Source organism: Streptomyces sp. NPDC045968 (assembly GCF_056430475.1).
The window spans coordinates 351,962-373,415 of record NZ_JBWKLF010000001.1; the positions used below are offsets into that span (position 1 = coordinate 351,962).

At 72.8% G+C, this 21,454-nt stretch carries 15 protein-coding genes; 6 read left to right on the plus strand and 9 right to left on the minus strand.

The annotated features are described in order from the left end of the window. The first annotated feature begins 2 nt into the window (after positions 1–2). From AC07FA_RS01475 to AC07FA_RS01495, 5 genes are all read left to right on the plus strand, one after another. Entirely contained in the window at positions 3–464 is a 462-nt protein-coding gene (locus AC07FA_RS01475) for a single-stranded DNA-binding protein (protein ID WP_479072651.1), read from the plus strand. 187 nt (positions 465–651) lie between these two features. Beyond that, positions 652–2,172, plus strand: coding sequence for a Cys-Gln thioester bond-forming surface protein (locus AC07FA_RS01480; RefSeq protein ID WP_479072652.1), 1,521 nt, complete (start codon positions 652–654; stop codon positions 2,170–2,172). Between the two features lie 199 nt (positions 2,173–2,371). Next, a complete protein-coding gene (gene ettA / locus AC07FA_RS01485; protein WP_479072653.1) occupies positions 2,372–4,036 on the plus strand; it encodes an energy-dependent translational throttle protein EttA in 1,665 nt (554 codons plus the stop codon). 5 nt (positions 4,037–4,041) lie between these two features. Next, on the plus strand, positions 4,042–4,464 hold the full coding sequence (locus AC07FA_RS01490) for an acyl-CoA thioesterase (protein ID WP_479072654.1): 423 nt from the start codon (positions 4,042–4,044) through the stop codon (positions 4,462–4,464). Continuing rightward, positions 4,461–5,144, plus strand: coding sequence for a DUF8010 domain-containing protein (locus AC07FA_RS01495; protein WP_479072655.1), 684 nt, complete (start codon positions 4,461–4,463; stop codon positions 5,142–5,144). The genes AC07FA_RS01490 and AC07FA_RS01495 overlap by 4 nt, the downstream gene beginning before the upstream one ends. A gap of 74 nt (positions 5,145–5,218) precedes the next feature. Here the strand turns inward: AC07FA_RS01495 and AC07FA_RS01500 are convergent, their stop codons facing one another. The 8 genes from AC07FA_RS01500 to AC07FA_RS01535 all read right to left on the minus strand — a co-directional run bounded on the left by AC07FA_RS01500 (position 5,219) and on the right by AC07FA_RS01535 (position 19,715). Then, complete coding sequence (locus tag AC07FA_RS01500) at positions 5,219–6,175, minus strand: ABC transporter ATP-binding protein (RefSeq protein WP_479072656.1); 957 nt, start codon at positions 6,173–6,175, stop codon at positions 5,219–5,221. Then, positions 6,172–9,000, minus strand: a complete 2,829-nt coding sequence (locus AC07FA_RS01505; protein ID WP_479072657.1) for an FtsX-like permease family protein — start codon at positions 8,998–9,000, stop codon at positions 6,172–6,174. The genes AC07FA_RS01500 and AC07FA_RS01505 overlap by 4 nt, the downstream gene beginning before the upstream one ends. A gap of 1 nt (position 9,001) precedes the next feature. Beyond that, positions 9,002–12,298 carry an FtsX-like permease family protein gene (locus AC07FA_RS01510; RefSeq protein WP_479073410.1) on the minus strand — a complete coding sequence of 1,099 codons (3,297 nt, stop codon included), beginning with the start codon at positions 12,296–12,298 and terminating at the stop codon, positions 9,002–9,004. A gap of 146 nt (positions 12,299–12,444) precedes the next feature. Next, on the minus strand, positions 12,445–12,849 hold the full coding sequence (locus AC07FA_RS01515) for a globin (protein WP_479072658.1): 405 nt from the start codon (positions 12,847–12,849) through the stop codon (positions 12,445–12,447). A gap of 210 nt (positions 12,850–13,059) precedes the next feature. Further along, entirely contained in the window at positions 13,060–14,346 is a 1,287-nt protein-coding gene (locus AC07FA_RS01520; protein WP_479072659.1) for an FHA domain-containing protein, read from the minus strand. A 74-nt stretch (positions 14,347–14,420) separates the two neighbouring features. Continuing rightward, positions 14,421–15,779 (minus strand): vWA domain-containing protein, encoded by a 1,359-nt coding sequence (locus AC07FA_RS01525; protein ID WP_479072660.1) that lies wholly within the window; start codon positions 15,777–15,779, stop codon positions 14,421–14,423. 64 nt (positions 15,780–15,843) lie between these two features. Continuing rightward, a complete protein-coding gene (locus tag AC07FA_RS01530) occupies positions 15,844–17,238 on the minus strand; it encodes a PP2C family protein-serine/threonine phosphatase (RefSeq protein WP_479072661.1) in 1,395 nt (464 codons plus the stop codon). 2 nt (positions 17,239–17,240) lie between these two features. Then, a complete protein-coding gene (locus tag AC07FA_RS01535; RefSeq protein WP_479073411.1) occupies positions 17,241–19,715 on the minus strand; it encodes a serine/threonine-protein kinase in 2,475 nt (824 codons plus the stop codon). Here AC07FA_RS01535 and AC07FA_RS01540 point away from each other — a divergent pair. Beyond that, positions 19,609–19,980 carry a hypothetical protein gene (locus AC07FA_RS01540; protein WP_479073448.1) on the plus strand — a complete coding sequence of 124 codons (372 nt, stop codon included), beginning with the start codon at positions 19,609–19,611 and terminating at the stop codon, positions 19,978–19,980. The two genes, AC07FA_RS01535 and AC07FA_RS01540, sit on opposite strands and share 107 nt — an antisense overlap. Positions 19,981–20,085: 105 nt before the next feature. On the opposite strand, the gene AC07FA_RS01545 is transcribed toward AC07FA_RS01540, so the two are convergent. Beyond that, complete coding sequence (locus tag AC07FA_RS01545; protein ID WP_479072662.1) at positions 20,086–21,429, minus strand: hypothetical protein; 1,344 nt, start codon at positions 21,427–21,429, stop codon at positions 20,086–20,088. Positions 21,430–21,454 lie beyond the last annotated feature (25 nt).

Here is a 21,454-nt window from a genome sequence, read left to right on the forward strand (position 1 = left end):
GAATGAACGACACCTTTGTGACGCTGGTGGGAAACGCGGCGACCGGCGTGGAGTTCCGGGAGACGGCCACCGGCGGAATGGCGCGATTCCGCTTCGCTGTGACGCCGCGCCGCTGGGACCGCGAGAAGCAGGCCTGGGCCGACGGGCACACGAGCTTCTACACGGTGTTGGCCTGGCGCACGCTCGCGGCGAATCTGTCCGGGTCTGTCTCCGTCGGGGAACCACTGGTCGTGCACGGCCGTTTGAAGGTGCGCGAGGAAGAACGGGAAGGTCAGCGCCGGACGTTCGTCGACATCGAGGCCGTGGCGGTGGGCCACGACCTGACGCGGGGGACCGCCGCGTTCCGTCGGGTGCTGAGGGCGGAGCCGTCACTGACGGCACGTTCGCCGAAGGACGTCGAATTCGGCGGCGAGGATGCGGTGAAGCGTCAGGAACCGGCCACGGAACTGGCGTCGGTGTCCTGAAAGGGCGGCGAGTGCCGGATTCAGCGATAACGATTCCGAGTCGGAATGGTTGTCCGACCGTATGACGGGGGACTGTGCTTCGCTCGGTCTTTAGGATTCCTCAGTATTCATGGGGCACTTGAGGCTGCTGGCGAGGCGATCCCCACACGCGCGTCGAGCGCGAGGTCCTCGCCCGGAGGGGAATTCTGTGTTTTCTGCGTTCTCGGCGTCTTCCGGATCATCCGGGTCCTGTGCGTCCGCTCCGCCGGCCCGCGCCCGGTCGGCGGCCTCGGTGACGAGTTCCGTACGGGGTCGCGCCAGAGGGCTCGGCAGACTGGCCGCCACCGTGCTGGCCGCCGGTCTCGTCGCGGCCGGCACCCTCGCCGGCGCGACCGGAGCGGCGGCCGGGACCGGCCCCCAGCACCAGGGCGGCGCGACCGCTGTCCTGGACGGGCTGAAGACCTTCGACCGCGCGGTGCTCCGCATCCCGGGCGAGGACGGCGGGAAGAACACCACGCAGGTGATCCCCGCCGGGCTCTTCGAGATGACCGTCGAGGGCGGCGGCAAGCTCAAGACGTACTGCGTCGACATCCACAACGCCACCCAGGACCAGGCGAAGTATCTGGAGACGTCCTGGGACGAGACCTCGCTCGGGGCCAACAAGAACGCCGGGAAGATCCGCTGGATACTCCAGCACTCCTACCCCCGGATCGACGACCTCGCGGCCCTGGCCCGCCGGGCCGGCACCGGGCCGCTCACCGAGCAGACCGCGGCCGCCGGAACGCAGGTGGCCATCTGGCGCTACTCGGACGACGTCGACGTCGACGCCGCCGACCCGCAGGCCGAGAAGCTCGCCGACTGGCTGGCGAAGCACGCCTCCGCCTCCGCCGAACCCAGGGCGTCCCTCACTCTGGAGCCCGCCGCCGTCTCCGGCAAGGCAGGGGAGCAGCTCGGCCCCGTGACGGTCCGCACCAACGCGGACCAGGTCTCCCTGACGCCGCCCGCCGACGCGGCCAGCGGCGTCCGGATCACCGACAAGGACGGCAAGCCCGTCACCTCGGCCGCCGACGGCGCGCGGCTCTACTTCCGGATACCGAAGGACGCCCCCGACGGATCGGCCGCGCTGACCGTCCAGGCGACCACCTCCGTACCGGTCGGCCGGGTCTTCGCCGGGGCCACCAGGAGCCAGACGCAGATCCTCGCCGGGTCCAGCGAGTCCACGGTCTCCGCCGGGGCCACCGCCACCTGGGCCGAGGCGGGGGCGGTTCCGGCCCTCACCGCGAAGAAGAACTGCGCCAAGGACGGCGTGGACGTCACCGCGAGCAACACGGGCGACGCGCCGTTCACCTTCGAGCTGGCGGGGTTCGAGCACACGATCGCCGCCGGAGCCACCAGGACCGTGACGATCCCGGTCGCCGAGGACCAGGCGTACGACTTCACGATCACCGGGCCCGGCGGCCTCCAGAGGAACTTCGCGGGTGTCCTGGACTGCGTCACCGCCTCCGACGCCGCCTCCGGTGACCAGGGCGGGATCGGCACCCAGAGCGCCAGGCAGCCCGTCCCCGCCTCCACGGGCACCAGCTCCACGGGCCCGGAGGGCGACCTCGCGGAGACCGGCGGCTCCAGTGCCACCCCGATCATCGCGGGCGTCGCCATCGCCCTCGTCGTCATCGGCGGCGCCTCGGTCATCCTCCTGCGCCGGAAGAAGCCGAACGGCGACACCGAGTGAGCGAGTGACCACCGGAGCGTCCTGAGCGTGCGCCGACCGGGCCCGGTACGCAGCCGCGTACCGGGCCCGAGGCGTCCTCGGGGGCGGGCGGAAGGCGTCGCGGGGGGTACCGGGGAGCGGACGGGTTTCCGTCCGGTGGCAGGCTTCAGGCAAGATGGGTGTATCTGCCCACACCTCTATTGCTGCCGGACGGTTTCTCTTGGCTGAGTTCATCTACACCATGCGCAAGACGCGCAAGGCGCACGGCGACAAGGTGATTCTCGATGACGTCACCCTGAACTTCCTGCCCGGCGCAAAGATCGGTGTCGTGGGGCCCAACGGTGCCGGTAAGTCCACGGTACTGAAGATCATGGCGGGCCTGGAGCAGCCGTCCAACGGCGAGGCGTACATCACGCCCGGCTTCAGCGTCGGCATCCTCATGCAGGAGCCGAAGCTCGACGAGTCGAAGACCGTTCTGGAGAACGTCCAGGACGGCGCCGCCGAGATCATGGGCAAGCTCAAGCGCTTCAACGAGGTCGCCGAGCTCATGGCGACCGACTACTCCGACGCGCTCATGGACGAGATGGGCAAGCTCCAGGAGGACCTGGACCACGCCAACGCGTGGGACCTGGACGCCCAGCTGGAGCAGGCCATGGACGCCCTGGGCTGCCCGCCCGGCGACTGGCCCGTCACCAACCTCTCCGGCGGCGAGAAGCGCCGTGTGGCGCTCTGCAAGCTGCTGATCGAGGCCCCGGACCTGCTCCTCCTCGACGAGCCCACCAACCACCTCGACGCCGAGTCGGTGAACTGGCTGGAGCAGCACCTCTCGAAGTACGCGGGCTGCGTCATCGCCGTCACCCACGACCGGTACTTCCTGAACAACGTCGCCGAGTGGATCCTCGAGCTCGACCGCGGCCGCGCCATCGCCTACGAGGGCAACTACTCCACGTACCTGGAGAAGAAGCAGGCCCGCCTCAAGGTCGAGGGCCGCAAGGACGAGAAGCGCCAGAAGCGGCTCAAGGAAGAGCTGGAGTGGGTCCGCTCCAACGCCAAGGGCCGGCAGACCAAGTCCAAGGCACGTCTCGCTCGTTACGAGGAGATGGCGGCCGAGGCGGACAAGATGCGGAAGCTGGACTTCGAGGAGATCCAGATCCCGCCGGGCCCGCGGCTCGGTTCCATCGTCGTCGAGGTCGAGAACCTCTCGAAGGCCTTCGGCGACAAGGTCCTCATCGACGACCTGTCGTTCACGCTGCCGCGCAACGGCATCGTGGGCATCATCGGTCCGAACGGCGCGGGCAAGACCACGCTGTTCAAGATGATCCAGGGCCTGGAGACGCCGGACTCCGGCGCCATCAAGGTCGGCGACACGGTCAAGATCTCCTACGTCGACCAGTCCCGCGCCAACATCGACCCGAAGAAGACCCTCTGGGCCGTCGTGTCGGACGAGCTGGACTACATCAACGTCGGCCAGGTCGAGATGCCGTCGCGGGCGTACGTCTCCGCGTTCGGCTTCAAGGGCCCGGACCAGCAGAAGCCGGCCGGTGTCCTCTCCGGTGGTGAGCGCAACCGCCTCAACCTGGCGCTGACGCTCAAGGAGGGCGGCAACCTGCTGCTCCTCGACGAGCCCACCAACGACCTCGACGTCGAGACCCTGTCCTCGCTCGAGAACGCACTCCTCGAGTTCCCCGGTGCGGCCGTGGTCATCTCCCACGACCGCTGGTTCCTGGACCGGGTCGCCACGCACATCCTGGCGTACGAGGGCGAGTCCAGGTGGTACTGGTTCGAGGGCAACTTCGAGTCGTACGAGAAGAACAAGGTCGAGCGCCTCGGCGCGGACGCCGCCCGCCCGCACCGCGCCACGTACAAGAAGCTCACGCGAGGCTGATCGTCGTGGCTCGTCATATCTACAGCTGCCCGCTGCGCTGGTCGGACATGGATGCCTTCGGCCACGTGAACAACGTGGTCTTCCTCCGCTACCTGGAGGAGGCGCGCATCGACTTCATGTTCCGGCTGGCGCCGGGGGACGGCTCGCCGTCCTTCTCGGGCGGGTCCGTCGTGGCCCGGCACGAGATCGACTACGTACGGCCGCTGGTCCACCGGCACGCTCCGGTGACCGTCGAGTCGTGGGTCACGAAGATAGGCGCCGCTTCGCTCACGATCGCGTACGAGATCAAGGACCCGGAGCAGGTGTACGTACGGGCGTCGACCGTCGTCGTCCCGTACAACCTGGCCGAGGAGCGGCCCCGGCGGATCTCCGCCGAGGAGAAGCTCTTCCTCCAGGAGTTCCTGGCCGAGGAGCCCGCCGCCGTATGACGGTGCCCGTGCAGTCGCTGCTGTTCGCCGACCCGAGGGAGGCGGCGGATCTCGCCGCCTTCCTCGGCCGGCTGCTCCACTACGACCGGGCCGCGGCCGTCCGGTTGCAGGCCGGCGGCGGCGCACTGGCCGTCTTCGGCCGGCCGCCGTCGTTCGAGGTCCTCGCGATCCGGACGGCGCGGCTGGCCGGCACGCACGACTTCGACGTGACCGTGTCCGCCGGTGAACTCCTCGAATCACTGGAGGAGTCGACCGGCTCGGGCGCCCTGCCCGCGCCCGTCACGGGACCGCCGTGGACGGGCGTGCTCCCGCCCCGCGGCGGCTGGCGCGAACAGCCCGGACTTCCGGACCCGATGGCCCTGCGCGCCCAGCTCACCGCCGCCGTCGCGGAATTCCGGACCCGCGACGAAGCGCTGCCCGAGGACCGCCGTACCAGGGCCGCACGCGACCTGATCGGCCGCGAGATCTGGTCGCGCACGGTCGGCACCACACCGCTTCCGCTGCGCGCCGTCCACGCCGCCCAGTCCCTGGGCTTCCTGCGCGCCGCCCCGGACTTCCCGGTCACCCTGCTGGCCTCGGGACCGTGGCTCCGGCTGCGCACACCCTTCGGCTCGGTCATCGTCCGCGGCCCCGGCGGCGGACTCGGCGCTCTCGCGGTGACGGTCGGCGGCGCGCACTAGGGCCTGTCCGGCGGACCGTGGCCTTGCCGCCCCAGAACGATGAGGCCATGCCCCGTCGGGGGCGGCCTCCGGGCCTATTGCTCGCGCCCGTCCGGCCACACGCCGATGTGGTCCTGCTCCAGCTCCAGCAGCACCCGGTGCTCCATGCCCAGCGCCTCGGTGTAGTCGGCGGGGAGCTGGAGCCGGCCGGCGCGGTCGAGCATCGCGTACTCGCGGGCCACCTGCGACTCCTGGCCCGTCGCCGCGTCGACCTCCGTGCGCCGCAGCACCTCGGAGGACGTACGGCCGTCGCGGATGGCGACGGTACGGCGCACCTCGCTCGCGACCGCCTGGTCGTGCGTCACGATCACGATCGAGGTGCCCAGCTCCTCGTTGGCACGGCGGAACGCGCCGAACACCTGGTCCCCGGTGGCCGAGTCCAGCTCGCCGGTCGGCTCGTCGGCGAGCAGCACCGAGGGAGAGTTGGCCAGCGCCACCGCGATCGCCACCCGCTGCTGCTGTCCGCCGGACATCTGCTGCGGACGCCGGTCGCGGCAGTCCGCCACCTCCAGCATCCGGAGCAACGACTCGGCGCGGGCGGCCTGTTCGCCGCGCCGGACGCCGCCGCGCAGCTGCATCGGCAGCGTGATGTTCTGGACGGCGGTGAGGTACGGCAGCAGGTTGCGGGCCGTCTGCTGCCAGACGAAACCGACCACGTCACGGCGGTAGCGCAGCCGTTCCTTCTTGCCCATGGACAGCAGATCGCAGCCCGCGACCTTCGCCGATCCGGCCGTGGGCACGTCGAGTCCCGCCAGGATGTTCATCAGCGTCGACTTGCCGCTGCCCGACGCCCCGACCAGAGCCATCAACTCGCCCTCGGTGACGAGCAGATCGAGGCCCTGGAGGGCCTGCACCTCCACCCCGTCCGTGGTGAAGACGCGCACCAGCCGGTCGCAGGCGATCAGCGCGTCGTGGCCGTACGAGGGCCGGTCGCGGTGCGCGGCGGCGCGCTGTTCGAGCTCCGCCAGCGTAGTCTCGGTCGTCGACGTCATCGGGTGTCTCCTGCCCTGAGTTCGGTGATCGATCCACGACGGCTCGCCCACCACGCCTGGACAGCGGCGACGGCGGCGGCGAGGAGGACCACGCCGATCGCCGGAAGTGCCAGTGACCAGAGGTCGGCCCGCAGTGAAGCGGTGTGCGGTACATCGGCGCCGCGCGCGCCGGACAGTGCCAGCGAGACCAGGTCGACGCCCGGTGCCAGCAGGGCGATGGTCGCCCAGCCGACGAGCAGACCGCCGACGGCGGCCAGCAGTGCCTGCGGCATCGCCTCGAAGACGAGCAGCCGCCTGCCCTGCCGGGTGGTCAGCCCCATGGTGCGCAGCCTCGCCAGCAGGGTGGTGCGTTCGGGCGCGGTCTGGAGCAGCGACAGCAGGACGGCGAGCAGCGCGTATCCCGCCCCGGCCACGATCCCCGTCCCGTAGATCCGTTCGGCGCCGGACTGCGCAGGCGTGTCGACGAACGACTCGCGCTCCTCGGACCGCAGGCGTACGACGAAGTCCTTGCCCGCCTCGTGGGCCGCGGCCTTCAGCGCCTTCGTGTCCAGCGCGCCGCCGGTGACCAGCAGCGCGCTGGTCTGCCGCTGGGTGAGGGAGGCGGAGTTGACGATCAGGAACGAGGAACCGGTCACCGCGGGAGTGCTCTCGCGGACCGCCACGACCCGGACCTTGAAGTCACCGGCCAGTGTCTCGATGGCCTGCGGCCCGTCACCGAGGCGCTCGGCGACGGACGGTGAGGCGATCGCGGGCAGTACCCGGTCCTGCGCGTACGGCGCGCCCTCGGGGAGGGGGGCCGAGGGGCCGGTGGCCTTCAGCAGCCCGGGGGAGAACGACCGGGCTCCGGTGGCGCGGGCCAGCCGGTCGTACGAGCCGGGGTCGACGCCGACCAGCGTCGCCCCCTTGTTGCCCTCGGAACCGCCCTCGCCGGGCGGCAGCACGACGCTGTAGTCGATCTGTACCGGAGCCACGTCGCGTACACCGCCGGCCGCCCGCACCTCCTTGGCGAAACGGTCCGTCACCGGCCTCGCGTCACCCTGCGCGCTGATCCGGGCGTCAGCGCCGACGGCCGCCAGCGCGGCGGCGTCCCGGGCGTCCGCGACACCCGCGAGCACCGAACCGCCGAACGCCGCCGTGGTCAGCGCCACCAGCAGCGCGAGCAACGGCAGCGTGCCGCTCGCCGACGAGCGCCCGGCGCGGGCCAGCGACAGGAAACCGATCGCGCCCCGCATCCGTGCCACGGGCCGGGACGCCAGGCGCAGCGGCAGCGGGTAGAGCCGTACGAGGACGAGCGCCGCGATCAGACCGACGAGGACGGGTGCGGCGCTGACCAGCAGGTCGGTGCCGCCCGCCGAGGCCGTGCCCCGGCGGCGCAGCGCGGTGACCGCGCCGGTCGCCAGGACCAGCACGGTGAGCTCCGCGACGGTGCGCCGCCGCGAGGGCCGGGCGTTCATCATGTCGTCGCGGGCGCCGTGCAGCTGGGGCCTGCGGTGCTGGAGCGTCGTACGGAGCGGAAGCGCCACACAGACCAGCACGGCGACCGCACCGGCGCCCGCCACCGCCGGCCACAGCCGGGCCTCCCCGACCAGCAGCACGGCGAGCAGCAGGCCGAGCGCCGCCGCAGGCAGCACGGTCACGGCCGTCTCGGCGAGCAGCCTCCTCCCGATGCCGGCGAGGGAGGCGCCGCGCGAGCGCAGCAGGGACAGTTCGCTGTGCCGCCGACGGGCGGTCAGCCCGCCCGTCATCAACAGGACGACCCCGGCGACCGCGCCGATCCCGACCGCGGCGACCGCGACGACGGGGCTGATCGCGGAACGCATCGCCTCATGAGCGACGAGGATCTCGTCCAGATCGGTGGACAGTGTCGCGGTGGGGCCCGCGATGTCCCGCAGCCTCAGCAGTTCCGGGCCGCTCTCCAGCGACGCGACGGCGTCCAGGAGCGGGGTGGCGTCGGTCGAGGTCAGCTGCGAGGCGTCCGGCGCGAGGTGCCAGAACAGCTCCGGCTCCCCCGTCGTCGAGAGCAGCGCGGGCCCGGCGTCCGGCGACAGCAGGAGAGCGGCCACCCAGTAGAAGGTGGGTATGGGCTCGCCGGGGTCCGCGACCAGGGACGGGGCGCGCATCAGAGGCTCGGCGGACCAGTAGGCGTCCCCGGGATGGCGGGGCGTGATGATGCCGCTGATGCGTACGGTCAGGGGCCTCCCGTCGTGCGTGGGCACGGCGACCGTCGAACCGACCTCGAACTTCAGCGCCGCCGCGGTCTCGGCCGGGACGACCGCCTCCACCTGCCGCGTCGCGGAGGTCACCGTCCCCCGGACCGCCGGCCAGCGCCCGGACTTCAGCGTGCTGTGCTCGGGCAGGGCCGAAGGGGCGACGTAGGTGAACTGCGGGTGCCGGGCGTTGGGGCGCGGCAGATAGGGCTCGGTCGCGGTGAGCGGGTTGGTGGTGTGCACACCGTACGAGGAGCGCGGCGCGTCGGGGCGTACGGGACCGGGCAGCGCGCCCATGAGATCACGGTGGATTCCCGACAGCACGTCCTTGCGGGCCGCACCGGCCCGCTCCTCGACGGACGAGCCGTCGGGCGGCGTGGTCACTTCGAGCAGACTGCGTTCCGGACTCAGGGAGCCGACGTCATGACGCAGTCCCTTCGTCTCGTAGGCGTCCACGGAGCGCGGGAACGCGGCGGCGAGGAACGCGGTCAGCAGCACGAGCGCGGCGAGCGCGGCGGCGGCGCCGGGAGCGGTACGCAGCCGGGTACGGACCCAGGGGGCGCACGCGGCCGTGCCACGGGGGGCGCGGCCGGAGGCGGGGTTCTTTTCGGCGCTCATGTCAGTTGTCCCCCTGGTGGCGCAGCGATACCGCCGGGTCGGCCCGGCGCAGCGCGATCGCCGCGACGATCAGCAGCGGAAGTGCGGCCACGCCGGCCAGCAGCCCGGCGACCTGCCAGCCGGGCAACTGCACCAGCACGGCGGGTACGGGCTGGGCGGCCTGCCCGGTCAGCACGATGAGCGGGACCACGGCCCGGGTCAGGACCGCGCCCAGTGCGAGCCCGGCCAGCAGCCCGATGGCGATCAGCACGCCCTGTTCGGCGGCGATCATGCGGGCCAGCTGCCGGCGCGGAGCGCCGAGTGCCCGCAGTACGGCGAACTCGGCGGACCGTTCACGCTGGGAGCCGACGGCGCTCACCGCGAAGCCGACCGCGGCCAGCGCGGCGGCCACCACGGCGACGGCCAGCAGCGCGGACTGCGGACCGGCGCCCAGCGGATCGCCGGTCAGGTCCTCGGCCACCTCGTCACGTACATGGACCTGTGCCGGGTCGGTGTCGGGCAGCGCGCGCAGCTGGGCGGCGACCTTCCGCGCGTCGCCGGGTCCGGTGCTCAGCCACCACTCGGTGGGGGTGAGGAGCGTGGCCGAGTCGCGGGCGAACACCTGGGTGAGGGCCTTGAGGTCGAGCAGCAGCGCCCCGCCGTCCCCGGTCGTGCCCGACGCATCGGAGGCGGGCCCCGTCGTGGGCAGTTGCCTGACCACCTTCACGATCTTCACCCGCACCTGCTCACCCGCCAGCGGCACATCGACGCTCTGGCCCTTCCTGGCGCCCGACGCCTTCAGGAACGCGTCCGTCGCCACGGCCTTCAGCGCCGGGGGAGCCGGCCGGACCGCGGTGATCCGGACGCTGTTCGTCGGCGGAAGCCACCTCGCGGCCTCCGTGCTCATGAAGCCGGTCCCGTACGTGAGGGACAGCGCGGTCCCGGCGGGTGCCGTCGGCCGCAGCCGGCGGGCCGGCTGCTCCTGGCCGGGGGCGCTGACCGTCAGGGCCGCCTCCCACCGGAAGCCGTCCGGTACGGACACCGGCTGCTCGCCGCCGTCGGCGGCCACGGTCCGCAGGGCGGTCACCGACAGCTGATGCCGTTCGGCGCTGCCGATGGGCGGCTTGTCGTCCAGCTCGAAGCCGGTCAGGGCCAGTTGGGCCGAGGCGGAGACCGGGACGGACACCGTGTGCGGCCTGCCGTCCGCCGGCACCGGGCCGACGAGGGCACGGAACGGCAGACCGAAACGGTCCTCCAGCCGGACGCTGACCTGCGGCGCACGGCCGGACGGTGACGCGCCCCGGCCGGCGGTCGTTCCGGTGATCCGCAGGTCGAACATCAGCCGGGTCCCGCCCTTCGGCAGCACCAGTCCCGGCCGGTCGGCCCGCCGCGGAGCCAGCGAACGCAGGAGCTTCGCCGAGGACTCGTCGGCCAGATCGTTACGCAGCATCAGGTGCTCGTCGGCGTGCGCGGTGTCCAGAGCGAGGATCTGGGCCGTGCGTTCGCCCGAGAGCTCCGTGCTCGTGCGGTACGCGGGCGCCGCCGACCGCACCCCGGCCAGTGTGCTGTACGCGTCCGCCTTCGCCGGATCGGTGTTCAGCACGCCCGCCATCCGCACGGAGGCCCCGGACCTGAAGTCCGCCTGGTCAGCCTGCGAACGGTCCCAGGACGCGCTCTGACCGATCGCCAGCATGCCCATCGCCACGGACAGGACCAGCAGCAGCACCGGGCCCGCGCCGCGCAGCGGCCGACGGCTGAACTGCCAGCCGGCCAGCGCCGTGGGCAGCCCCCTGCCGCTCGCGGCGCGGCGCTCGGCGAGCCTGGCCGCGGGCGGCAGCAGCCGCAGCGTCAGGACCGTGCCCGCGAGCAGGGCGAGCGCGGGGGCGGCGACGAGCAGCGGATCGATACCGAGTTCGCCCTCCTGGTCCCCGCTCAGCGCGCCGCTGCCGGAGGCCCCGGTCTGCCGGTCGAGCTGCCAGTACGCCACCGCGGCGATCAGCAGCAGCCCCACATCGGCGCCCGCCCGCACGGGCGCGGGGAGCGCGGCCGCCCGGCCTCGCCCCTTGCCGCCCGAGGACAGCGCGGGCGCCACCACCGCGAGCGCACAGGCCAGCGCGACACCGGCGGCGACCAGCCACACCGTGCCGGATGCGGTGTCGCCCAGCCGCACGCCGATCCGGGAGAGTTCACTGCGTTCGGCGAGCAACCGGGTCAGAGGACCGGCCAGCAGCGGCGCGACGACGGCCGCGGGCACCGCGAGGAGCAGCGCCTCGATCGCGGCGAACGAGACGATCCGTCCCTGCGAGCCGCCACGCGCCCGCAGCAGCTCGGTCTCCCCGCCGCGCTCGCTGCTCAGCAGCCGGGCCACCAGCAGCAGCGCGTAGGCGGCGAGCAGCACCAGCTGAACGGCGACGATCATCAGCGTCGAGCGGGAGACCAGCAACGCCTTCTCGATCTGGGTGAGCACCGTGGGCAGCGAAGTACGCACGGAGGCGCCGCCCTTGAACACCTCGGTGGCGAGCAGGGCCTTCGGCGCGCTGCTCGACGCCCGGTGCAGGGCGTCCATCCGGCCGGTGGTGACCGTACGGAAGTCCGCGCCGGCCAGCCACGACGTCTCGCCCGAGCTGATCCGGCCGGAGCCGAGCACGGCGGGATCGGTGAGCAGGGGACCGTACGTCGTGAAGACGACCTTGCGGACGCCGCGTCCGGCGAGCGGGTCCAGCTGCCAGTACGGATCGGCCTGGTCGACGGCCTCGTACAGACCGGTGATCAGGACGTCCAGCGGCTTGCCGCCCAGCCGGTCGCCGAGGCGGAGCCGGGCGCCCGGCTTCACCTTCAGGATCTCCGCGGCGGTACCGGGCAGAGCGACCTGCACGGGCTTGCCGGTCTTCCCGCTCCCAGGGTCGGGCATGTGCCCGGCGGTGAGCCGGACCCGGCTGGGGTCCAGCGAGGCGAACTGGGTCAGATCGGGGTCGCCGCGCCGGGCCGCCGGGTCCTGGAGGCCGCGCGGCAGGGCGTACGGCCCGGAGTGCTCCAGCTTCCGCACGCTCACGGGCAGCCCGGCGAACGCGTCACGGGCCGCCGCGCGCGCCGTCGCGTCGGCCTCCTCGCGCTGCTCCCGGTCCACCTGGGCGGATATGACGAGCGAGGCGGAGGCGGCCGACCGGTGGGTGAGCGAATGCCGCAGCGCGGCATCGCCGATGGAGCCGGAGAACGCGGTGAGCGCGGCCAGTACGGACGTGGTCAGCAGCACCGCCAGTACGGCGGCGGCGAGGAGGAGCCGGTGGGCCCTCACCCGCAGAAAGACGAACCCCGTCACCTGATCCCCCAAGACCCCTGTGTACGCACGCCCCCCGACGCTTGCAGGGATGCTTTCAGAGAGCACGGGGATATGGAAACCGCTTACGGGTACACCTTGACGCGATCGTGACCGTTATCCGGCCGCGGAGTACCGCATTCCGGAGGTCAGCCCTCGGTGTTCACCATCGAAGCGGCGGCGTAGGTGAGGTAGTCCCACAGCTGCCGCTCGTGTTCGGCGGACAGCCCGAGCTCGTCGAGGGCGACCCGCATGTGGCCGAGCCACGCGTCGTGCGCGGCACGGTCGACGCGGAAGGGGGCGTGCCGCATCCGCAGCCGCGGATGTCCGCGGTCGTCGCTGTACGTCCGGGGGCCGCCCCAGTACTGCATGAGGAACAGGGTGAACCGTTCCTCGGCGGGACCGAGGTCCTCCTCCGGGTACATCGGACGCAGCAGCGGGTCCTCGGCGACACCCTGGTAGAAGCGGTGCACCAGGCGCCGGAAGGTCTCCTCGCCGCCGACCTGCTCGTAGAAGGTCGGCTCCTGAAGCGTGTCGCGCGGAATCTCTGTCACCCGTCCATGGTCGCAGACGCACCGGCCGAGGACCCGGGTCCTAGGACTCCGCTTCTGGCCACACGGGCGCCGCGGCAGGAGAGTGAGGGCATGGGCGGACACCCGGACCACTACGCGGCCCACGGCGCCGAGGCGCCGTGGGCCATTCCTGGACACGCCAGCTCGACGACCCGGAGGGCCCCTACGTCTGGCCCGTCACCGGCCAGGACCTCAGCCGCGACGGAGGGTGATGGTCGTCCAGGCCCCGACATGCACCTGGTCGCCGTCCTGGAGCGGGACGGGGACGTAGGGCTGGATCGGGTCCTCGGCGGTGTTGAGCGTGGTGCCGTTGGTGGAGTTCTGGTCGACCACGGCCCAGCCGCCGTCGGGCTGCTGCACCAGAAGCGCGTGCTGGTGCGAGACCCCGGGGTCCTCCGGCGGCACGGACAGATCGATGTCGGGGGACTCGCCCGTGCTCTGCCGGCGGCGCCCGATGGTGATCTGGCCGCCGGTCAGCGGGAGGTGCTGCTCCGGGGAGTACGCGGGCAGGTTGAGCCCGGTGGCCTCGGGGCCGCTGCGCTGCATCATCGCGAGGAAGTACTCGCGGTCCGGGGCGATGACGGCCGTCCAGGTGGTGGACTGCTGGCCCTGGTTCTGCCCGTGGCCGGGGCCGTGGTCCTGGCCGGGGCCCTGGTTCCCACCCTGGCCGGGTCCCTGGTGGTGGCCCTGGCCGGGCGCCTGTCCCTGGCCCGGCCCGTGGCCCTGGCCCTGGCCCTGGCCCTGGCCCTGGCCCTGGCCAGGGAACGGCTGCCGCATCGGCTGCTGGAATCCCTGCGGCGGCTGCGGGGCGGGCGGCTGAGGCGCGAGGCCCTGGGAAGGGGGCGGCAGCAGCCAGTCGTCGCCGCCGGTCTGCGGAGCCTGCGGCCGCGCGGGGGCCGGCGGTGCGGACTGCTGCTGGAAGGCCGGCGGGGGCGGCGGCCCCTGCTGGAACGACGGCGGAGGCCCCTGCTGGAACGACGGCGGAGGCGGCGGACCGGAGGGGCCGCCCTGCTCGGACGAGAGCGGCTCCGCCGGACGGTTCATCTGCGAGGGGCGCGAACTCTGGTACTCGAACGGGTCCCGCTGCTGCTGGGGCGGCGGGGACGGCGGTCCCTGCTGGGCCTGGAAGCCGGGCGGCAGGTTGAGGCCGGGCACCGGGGCGCCGGGGCCGCCCGGAGCGCCGTGCTGCGGTGCCAGCGGGGTGTAGGAGGTCGCCGTGTTCGTGAGGAAGTTCCAGCGGCACTCCTCGCAGAAGGGCGCCATCGCCTCACGCGGGGTGCGGCACTGCGGGCAGAGCTCGGCACGGGCGGTCGGCTCCCCGGGGCCGGGGCCCTGCGGGTAGCCGTAGCCGGGCGCGGGCGGCGGGGGAGGCGGCGGAGGAACCGCGCCCGCGGGCGCGCCCGCCCCGGCCATGCGATGTCCACAGACCTCGCACCAGTCCTCGGAACCCGACTGGTGTCCGTTCGGGCAGGTCGGCATGTCGGCGCTTCCCCCTCTCCTCGTCCGGCCCGGGGGCCGTCATGCTCGTTCGGTTGCCGGTGGTTGCCGCGTCGCTACTTCTTGACGCGAACGGTCTTGGTGGAGCGCGTTTCGAGGGTCATCTCGTCCGCCTCCGCGACCTTTGCCTTCAGTCGCACAGTACCGGTCGCCGCATCGACGACGTCGACCACCTTCGAAAGCAGTTTCGCAGTGTCCTCGTTCCCGGAAGCCGACGCCAGCTGCACCGCACGGCCCAGCTTGGCGGTCGCGCCGTCGAAGTCTCCCGACTTGCGCGCATCGAGCCCCTGCTGGATGACGTGCGCCAGTTCCGCCTGACCCGTGTAGTGCGCGACCTGCGGGTTGATCGACGTGGACGCCACCATGTCGTCCGTCCAGACCGCGCGTACGAGCCCCTGCGAGAGGGTGCGCGGAGTGCCGCCCGACGGGTCGGGGAGGATCAGCGAGACCCGCGCCGCCAGCATCTCCTGGCCGATTCCGGCCTCCGGGACCACCACACACACGTGATAGTCGCGGGACTCGTCGCCCCAGGAGCCGGTGGGATAGTCCCCGGCGCGCGGACCCGCCTCGGTGCGGCGGCCGGTCAGATCGGCGACGGTGGGCGCCACCTGCTTGACGAACCTGATCTCGACCCCGACGGGCGTCCAGAGCCGCAGCGCCACGTCCGCGACCTCCTTGCCCATCGTGTTCTCCATCATCCGCGTGAAGTCCGCGGCCAGCCCCGCCGGGTCCGCGACGATGTCGGCCGTCCCGAGGAGCGCGGAGGCGATCGCTGTGACCTCTTTCACCTCCCAGTCGGTACCCACACCACGGGCGTCACAGGTGAAACGGCCGGCGCAGGAGTCGAGCGCCGCCCGCAGATCCTCGGGCGACTCGTGCTCGTTGCGGCCGTCCGTCAGCAGGATGCCGTGCCGGATGTCCACGTCGGCGGCGCCGAGCAGCCGGTCCGTCAGCCGCAGCCAGGTGCCGATCGCCGTACCGCCGCCCGCGCTCAGCCTGCGCAGCGCGTCCTTGGCCTGGGCCTTGGTCTGCTGGTCGGCGGTGGCGAGCCGGCCGCCGCCCGGATAGATGTCCTTGGCCACATGCGTACCCGCGACGACCGCGAACCGGGTGCCGTCGCGCAGGGTGTCGATGGCCGCCGCCGTCGCGTCCCGCGCGTTGCGCATCTTCGTCGGCGGGTAGTCCATCGAACCCGAGCAGTCGACCATGATCACCACGGCGGCGTTCGGCGCCTGCCCCGGGACGTGCGAGGGCGCCGGGGACGCCCCGGTCAGCGGCACTCCGCCGGTGGTGCCCCCGCCCGTCGAGGTGACGGTGACGATGCCGTTGACCTCACGGCCGCCCTCGGGCAGGTATTCGTTCTGGTAGACCTCGACGGAGAACTGCGGCACGTTCGACTTGGAGAAGTTGGCCATCTGATCGGCTCCTTGAGGCTCCACGTAGGTCAGATCAGGTCGTACGGAACGAGGCGGGCGGGGCTCAGGCGGTGCTCCACGGGGGTGCTGCCCCCTGTGGCGTCACGGCGAACGGCAGCAGCGCCACTGTTACGTTGTCGTGCCCCCCGCCGTCGAGTGCGTGACCCACCAGCACCTGGGCGCCGTGCAACGGCCGTTCGTGCGCGTCCGTGGGCACGGCGGCGGCCATCTCCACCGCGGATTCCGCGTAGTTCCACAGGCCGTCCGTGCACACCACGACCAGGCCCGGACGGTCCGGCTTGAACGAGGCGGTGTGCGGCTCCAGTTCGTAGGAGTCGGCACCGAGCCAGCCCGTGATGGCGTGGGCGCGCTCGTCCGCGTACGCCTCCGCCTCGTTCATCAGGCCCGCCGAGACCATCTGCGCCGCCCACGAGTCGTCCTCGGTGAGCCGGGCGGGCGCGGTGGCCCGGTCGTCCGGCACCCAGTAGACCCGGCTGTCGCCGACCCAGCCGATGACCAGCAGGCCGCCGGCCATGATCGCTCCGACCAGGGTGCACGCGGGGGCGTTCTGGCTGCGGTGCTGGTCGTGCTCCGTCGCCCGGCCCGGCTCCTCGGCCAGCGCGTTGACCGCCTCGGACGCGGCGACGATCGCCTCGTGCATGGCCTGCTGCGGGTGCGTGCCCCGGGGCAGCGACTCCAGCAGCGCCTCGTTGGCGGCGCTCGCCGCGGCGGCCGACGCCTCGTCGGGACGGCTCGCCGAAGAGACGCCGTCGCAGACGATGGCGACGACGGCGGGGGAGCCGTCCGGCAGGGCGGTGGAGGACACGGCGAAGGCGTCCTCGTTGCGGTGGTGGCGCAGGCCCCGGTCACTGACCGCGGCGACCGAACCGAGCTCCTGCTCCATGTGATCGCGTTCGCGGGGCTGGGCGTGACCGCAGTTCTCGCAGTATCCGTCGGGGTCCACCTGGCCCGAACGGCACGCCACACAGAGCTTGCCGCCGGCCGCCGGGGCGGCGGTGTGCCCGGCGGTGCGCGGATCGGGTGCGGGCGCCCCGGGCGCCGCCAGTTCGAAGTCGTCCGAGCCGGGCGCGGCCCCGCCCGGCTCGTCGTGACGTACGGGGGCCTCCGTGGTGGGCAGGGCCGCGCCGCCCGAGTCCGTGCCCGGCAGATCGGTCGCGCGGTGCACGGGCGCGGGCAGATCGGAACTGTCGACCTCGGACGCGGCAGGCCACTCGACGGAACCGGCCTCCGGTGCGCCGGAGCCCGGTCCCGCACCGCTCCCGTCCGGTCCGTAGCCCGGCGCCGGTACGGCGATCGCGATCGTCGGCCGGTCGTCCGGCGGCGCGGGCACGACCGACAGGTCGTATCCGCACGCCCCGCAGAACAGGTCGCCGGTCTCCAGCGGTTCCTCGCAGCCGGGACAGTTGGACAAGGAGGTCTGCTGGTGGATCTGTGACATCTTCACACCCACGTCCGGGGGCGGAAACGGTTGGCCCGCTCCACCAGTTCGATCCGCTCGTCGCCACGCTGTGCGAGCCGGGCGAGCATCCGGTACGAGCGCTCCAGACCGAATCTGAGGCCACGCTCGTCCAGTTCGCTGCCCAGCAGCGTCCTCGGGCCCGAAGGTGTGTGCTGCGACCGGGCCGGTGAGGGTGCCGCCGGACTACCGGAGAGTACCCAGTCGAGCGCCGTACCCAGAACCTCGGTCGACAACTGCTCACGCCGCACGGCGTCCAGGCCGAAGCCCGCCAGACCCGTCACCTGGGCCGCCGAGGCCGACAGGTCGTCGAGCAGCGGTTCCTGCGGGGCGCGTTCACGCAGCCGCGCCCGCACCGCGGCCACCCGGGCCGCCGTGTAGTGGATCGACGCCTCCGGTACGGACTCCAGGGTGCGTACGGCCCCGGTCCGGTCCCCGGCGGCGATCTGCACCCGGGCCAGGCCGAACGCCGCGCTGACGTAGCTCGGGTCGGTCGTCCACACCAGCCGGTAGTACTCGGCGGCGTTGTCCAGCTGTCCCAGGACCTCGGCGCAGATGCCCAGGGCCAGCTTGGGGGCCGGCTCGCCGGGGAACGCGTCGTAGACCGCGTCGAAGGACAGCGCCGCGTTCTCGTTGTCCCCGGTCACCAGTGAGGTGATGCCCCGGTACCAGACGACCCGCCAGTCGTCCGGGTGCTGGTCCTCCAGTTCGAACAGTGCCCGTACGCCCGCGTCGAGGTCACTCATCTCCAGCCGGGCGCGCAGCTCACGCAGCCGCGTCTCCAGCGAGGCCGCGGGTACGGCCTGGAGTGCGGTGATCAGTTCGGTGGGTGCGGAAGCCATCACTCCGGCGAGGAAGCCGGCGTTCGGGTCGTTCGCGTCGACGCGGGGGACCGGCAGCGCGAGCGAGGTCGCCCGCGCGTCGAACTCCACGAGCCGCGGCCCGCCGCCCGTGTAGGCCCCGGGGAGCGTGCCAGGACCCGGGAGCGTGCCCGGCGCGGGGGCCGGTGGGCGCGGCGCCGGAATCGCGGCGTGCGTCGGCGCGGGGGCGAGCGCCGTGCCGGCACCGCCCGTGCCACCGCCGCCGCCCCGGACATGCGTGGCGGGCGCCGACAGCGGCGCCGCACCCGCGGCGCCGTACGCGGCCGGTGCGCCGACGGGCGGACCGGTCAGGACCCCCACCGCGGGCACACCCGCCACCGCGCCCGGAGCGGCCGGTACCGCAGCGGCGGCCGCCCCCCGCTTCCGGCGGCCACCGGCCGTCGTGTTCCTGCCCCCGAGCCGCGACACATCACCGGTCAGCTCGGCGAACAACACCGTGTCCGTCACCCGAAGTTCCGTACCGAACAGGGTGGAGAGCGCCGGGCGCGGCCGCCCCGTCTGAAGGGCCACCACCTCGCGCAGCACCCCCGTCAGCTGCTCGGCCATCTCCGTCGCCGAGGCGAACCGCCGCGCCGGGTCCGGGTCGGTGGCCCGCACGAGGAGCCGGTAGAACGACTCGTACCTCCGGAACACCTCGATGTTGTCCGGGTCGGGCAGCGAGTCCACGAACACGTTCGTGTAGCCCTGGAAGTCGAAGGTGAGCACGGCGAGCGTCCGCGCGACCGTGTACAGGTCGGAGGCGACGGACGGTCCGACCTCCGCGACCTCCGGCGCCTGATAGCCCACCGTGCCGTAGATGGCCGACTCCTCGTCGTCCATCCTGCGCACCGCGCCCATGTCGATCAGCTTGAGCTGGTCCTCGGTCTGGATCGCGTTGTCGACCTTGAAGTCGCAGTACAGGAGATTGCGGCTGTGCAGATGGCCCAGCGCCTCCAGCGCCTCGATGCCGTACGCGCACGCCTGCTCGACCGGCAGCGGGTCCCGCTTCCCGGCCGGTGTGCGGCGCTCGTTGGCGATCTCCTTGAGCGCCTTGCCGCCCACGTACTCCATGACGATGTAGCCGTCGAGCGAACCGGTCCGCTGGTCGAGGTGCTCGACGAAGTTGTAGATGCGGACGATGTTGGAGTGCTCGATCTCCGCGAGGAAGCGCCGCTCGGAGATGGCCGCGGCCATGGCGTCCTGGTCACCGGTGTCCAGGAGGCCCTTGAGGACCACCCACCGGTCGGAGACGGCACGGTCCACCGCGAGATAGACCCAGCCCAGCCCGCCGTGCGCCAGGCAGCCCGCGACCTCGTACTGGCCGTGCACGATGTCGCCGCCGCGCAGCTTCGGTACGAAGGAGTACGGGTGTCCGCACTTGGTGCAGAAGCCCTCGGTGCGTCCCGGCCGCTCCCCACGGGCCCGGCCCACCGGCGCCCCGCAGTCCGAGCGCGAACAGAACCGCTTGCGCTCCGGGACCTCGGGTTTCTCCATGACGGCGGTCCGCGGATCGGGCCGCGGGACGTCGGGCACGAGCACCAGGCCCGCGCCCAGCCTGCCCCGGCCCGACGAGCCGGTCGACGAGCCCGAGGAGCGCACCGACACCGAACGGGCCGTCGCGCTGCCCGACAGCGAGCGGGACAGCCGTCCCGAGACCGAGCGCCGCGACGTGGACGAACGCGACGACGATCTGGCAGAGGCCCGTGAACCCGACCGCTGCGAGGTGCTGTTGCTGCCGCGGCTGCCACCCCTGCCACCGCCCGCGATCCCGGTGGGCGGCGAACTGACCATGCCCGTCGGCGAGACGACCGGAGCCAGACCGCAGGTGCCGCAGTACAGCTCACCGCCGCCCATGTCCTCGTAGTCGCCCTCGCACGCGGGGCGCTGGCACTGCGTACTCATGATGTCTCCCCCTGTTCGCCCCGCCGCCGCGGCGGCCCCGTCCTTCTCTTTCCGGCCGTACGTGTGCTCATGCGCGGCCCTGCCCGCCCCACCGGTCCTCCGGCGCCGGTGACCGCTGCGGGGCCAGCAGTTCCGCTGCCGCCTGCTGGAAGCGCAGTACCGCCTGCTCGGCGACCCGCAGATCGCACGGCGCGCTCCACAGCATCCGGCGCGCCGTGTCGTACCGCTCGATCAGCAGCGGGTCCTCCGCCAGGCCGTGGCGGGCCACCTTCGCCTTGTACGCGTCCAGCCTGCCCCGCAGCTCCGCGCGGACCGCGAGCGGCGCCGTCACCGAGGTCAACGACTCACGGGCCCGCAGCAGTTCGTCCTCCGCCTCGCGCTCCAGGGCCTCCAGGAGCGGGGAGAGCCGGTGCCACTGGGCATGCCTGCGGTAGTCCGACGCGGCCGCCAGCCGCTCCTGCAACGCGGTCGGCGGCCCGCTGACCGCGGGCACCTCCGACGCGGCGATCTTCGCCAGCACCTCGCCGCGCGCCGACCGTGCCTCCGCGAGCGTGCGGTCGGCACGGGAGAGCACGTCACGGAGGTGCACCAGACGCTGTTCGGCGTCCTGCCGGACCGCGAGCACGGCCTCGATCTCGCGTCGTATGTCCTCCAGGGCTCGCGCCGCCCGGTCGTACCGTGCGGTGTCCGGCCGGCCGCCGCCGGGCGCCGCGCTGCCGGGGCCCGGCAGCCAGAACGCCAGCGGATCGGAGATCACCTGCACCCGGAGCGTCGCCAGCTCCTCGGTGATCGACTCCAGGTCGTCACCGGCCGGATGCTCACCCGGCCGCACCCCGACCGAGTGCGCCAGCGAGGCCGTACGGCGCAGTTCGGCGGCGAGCAGATCTATCCGGGCGGGCAGCGCGGACCATACGGAGTCGCAGGCGACGACCATGTCCAGCGCCCGTGCGTACAGCTCGTTCATCCGGGCGACCAGCTCCTCCAGCGAGAACCGCTCGGAGAGCATGGCCGGCCCGGTGACCGAAGTGCCGGGACCGGCGGCCGTGTTGGCCACCGTGACCCCCTGGCCGCGCAGCAGTTCCGTCAGGGCCAGCAGGTCGTCCCGGTTGGGGTGGCGCCTGCGGGCCCGTATCGCGCGGGCCTCGGTGAGCGCGTCGGCGTAGGCGTCGAAATACCCCCACAGCAGGGTGATCGACTGCTCGGTCGCTGCCCAGCGGTCCTTGGTGACGCCGGTCAGCGCGGCGCCCTCCAGGAGCCGGCGGCCCGCATGGTCCTGCAGGGCGAGGAGCGAGGTCTCGATGGCCTCGTGCTCCGCGCCGAGCCGGGCCAGCGCACGGTCCGCCTCGTCCCGGTCCAGGACCGGGCCGGGGGGCCTCCCCGCGAAGCCGGGGAAGGAACCCGCCACGCCCATCGATCACCTCTCCGCTCTTTCCGTC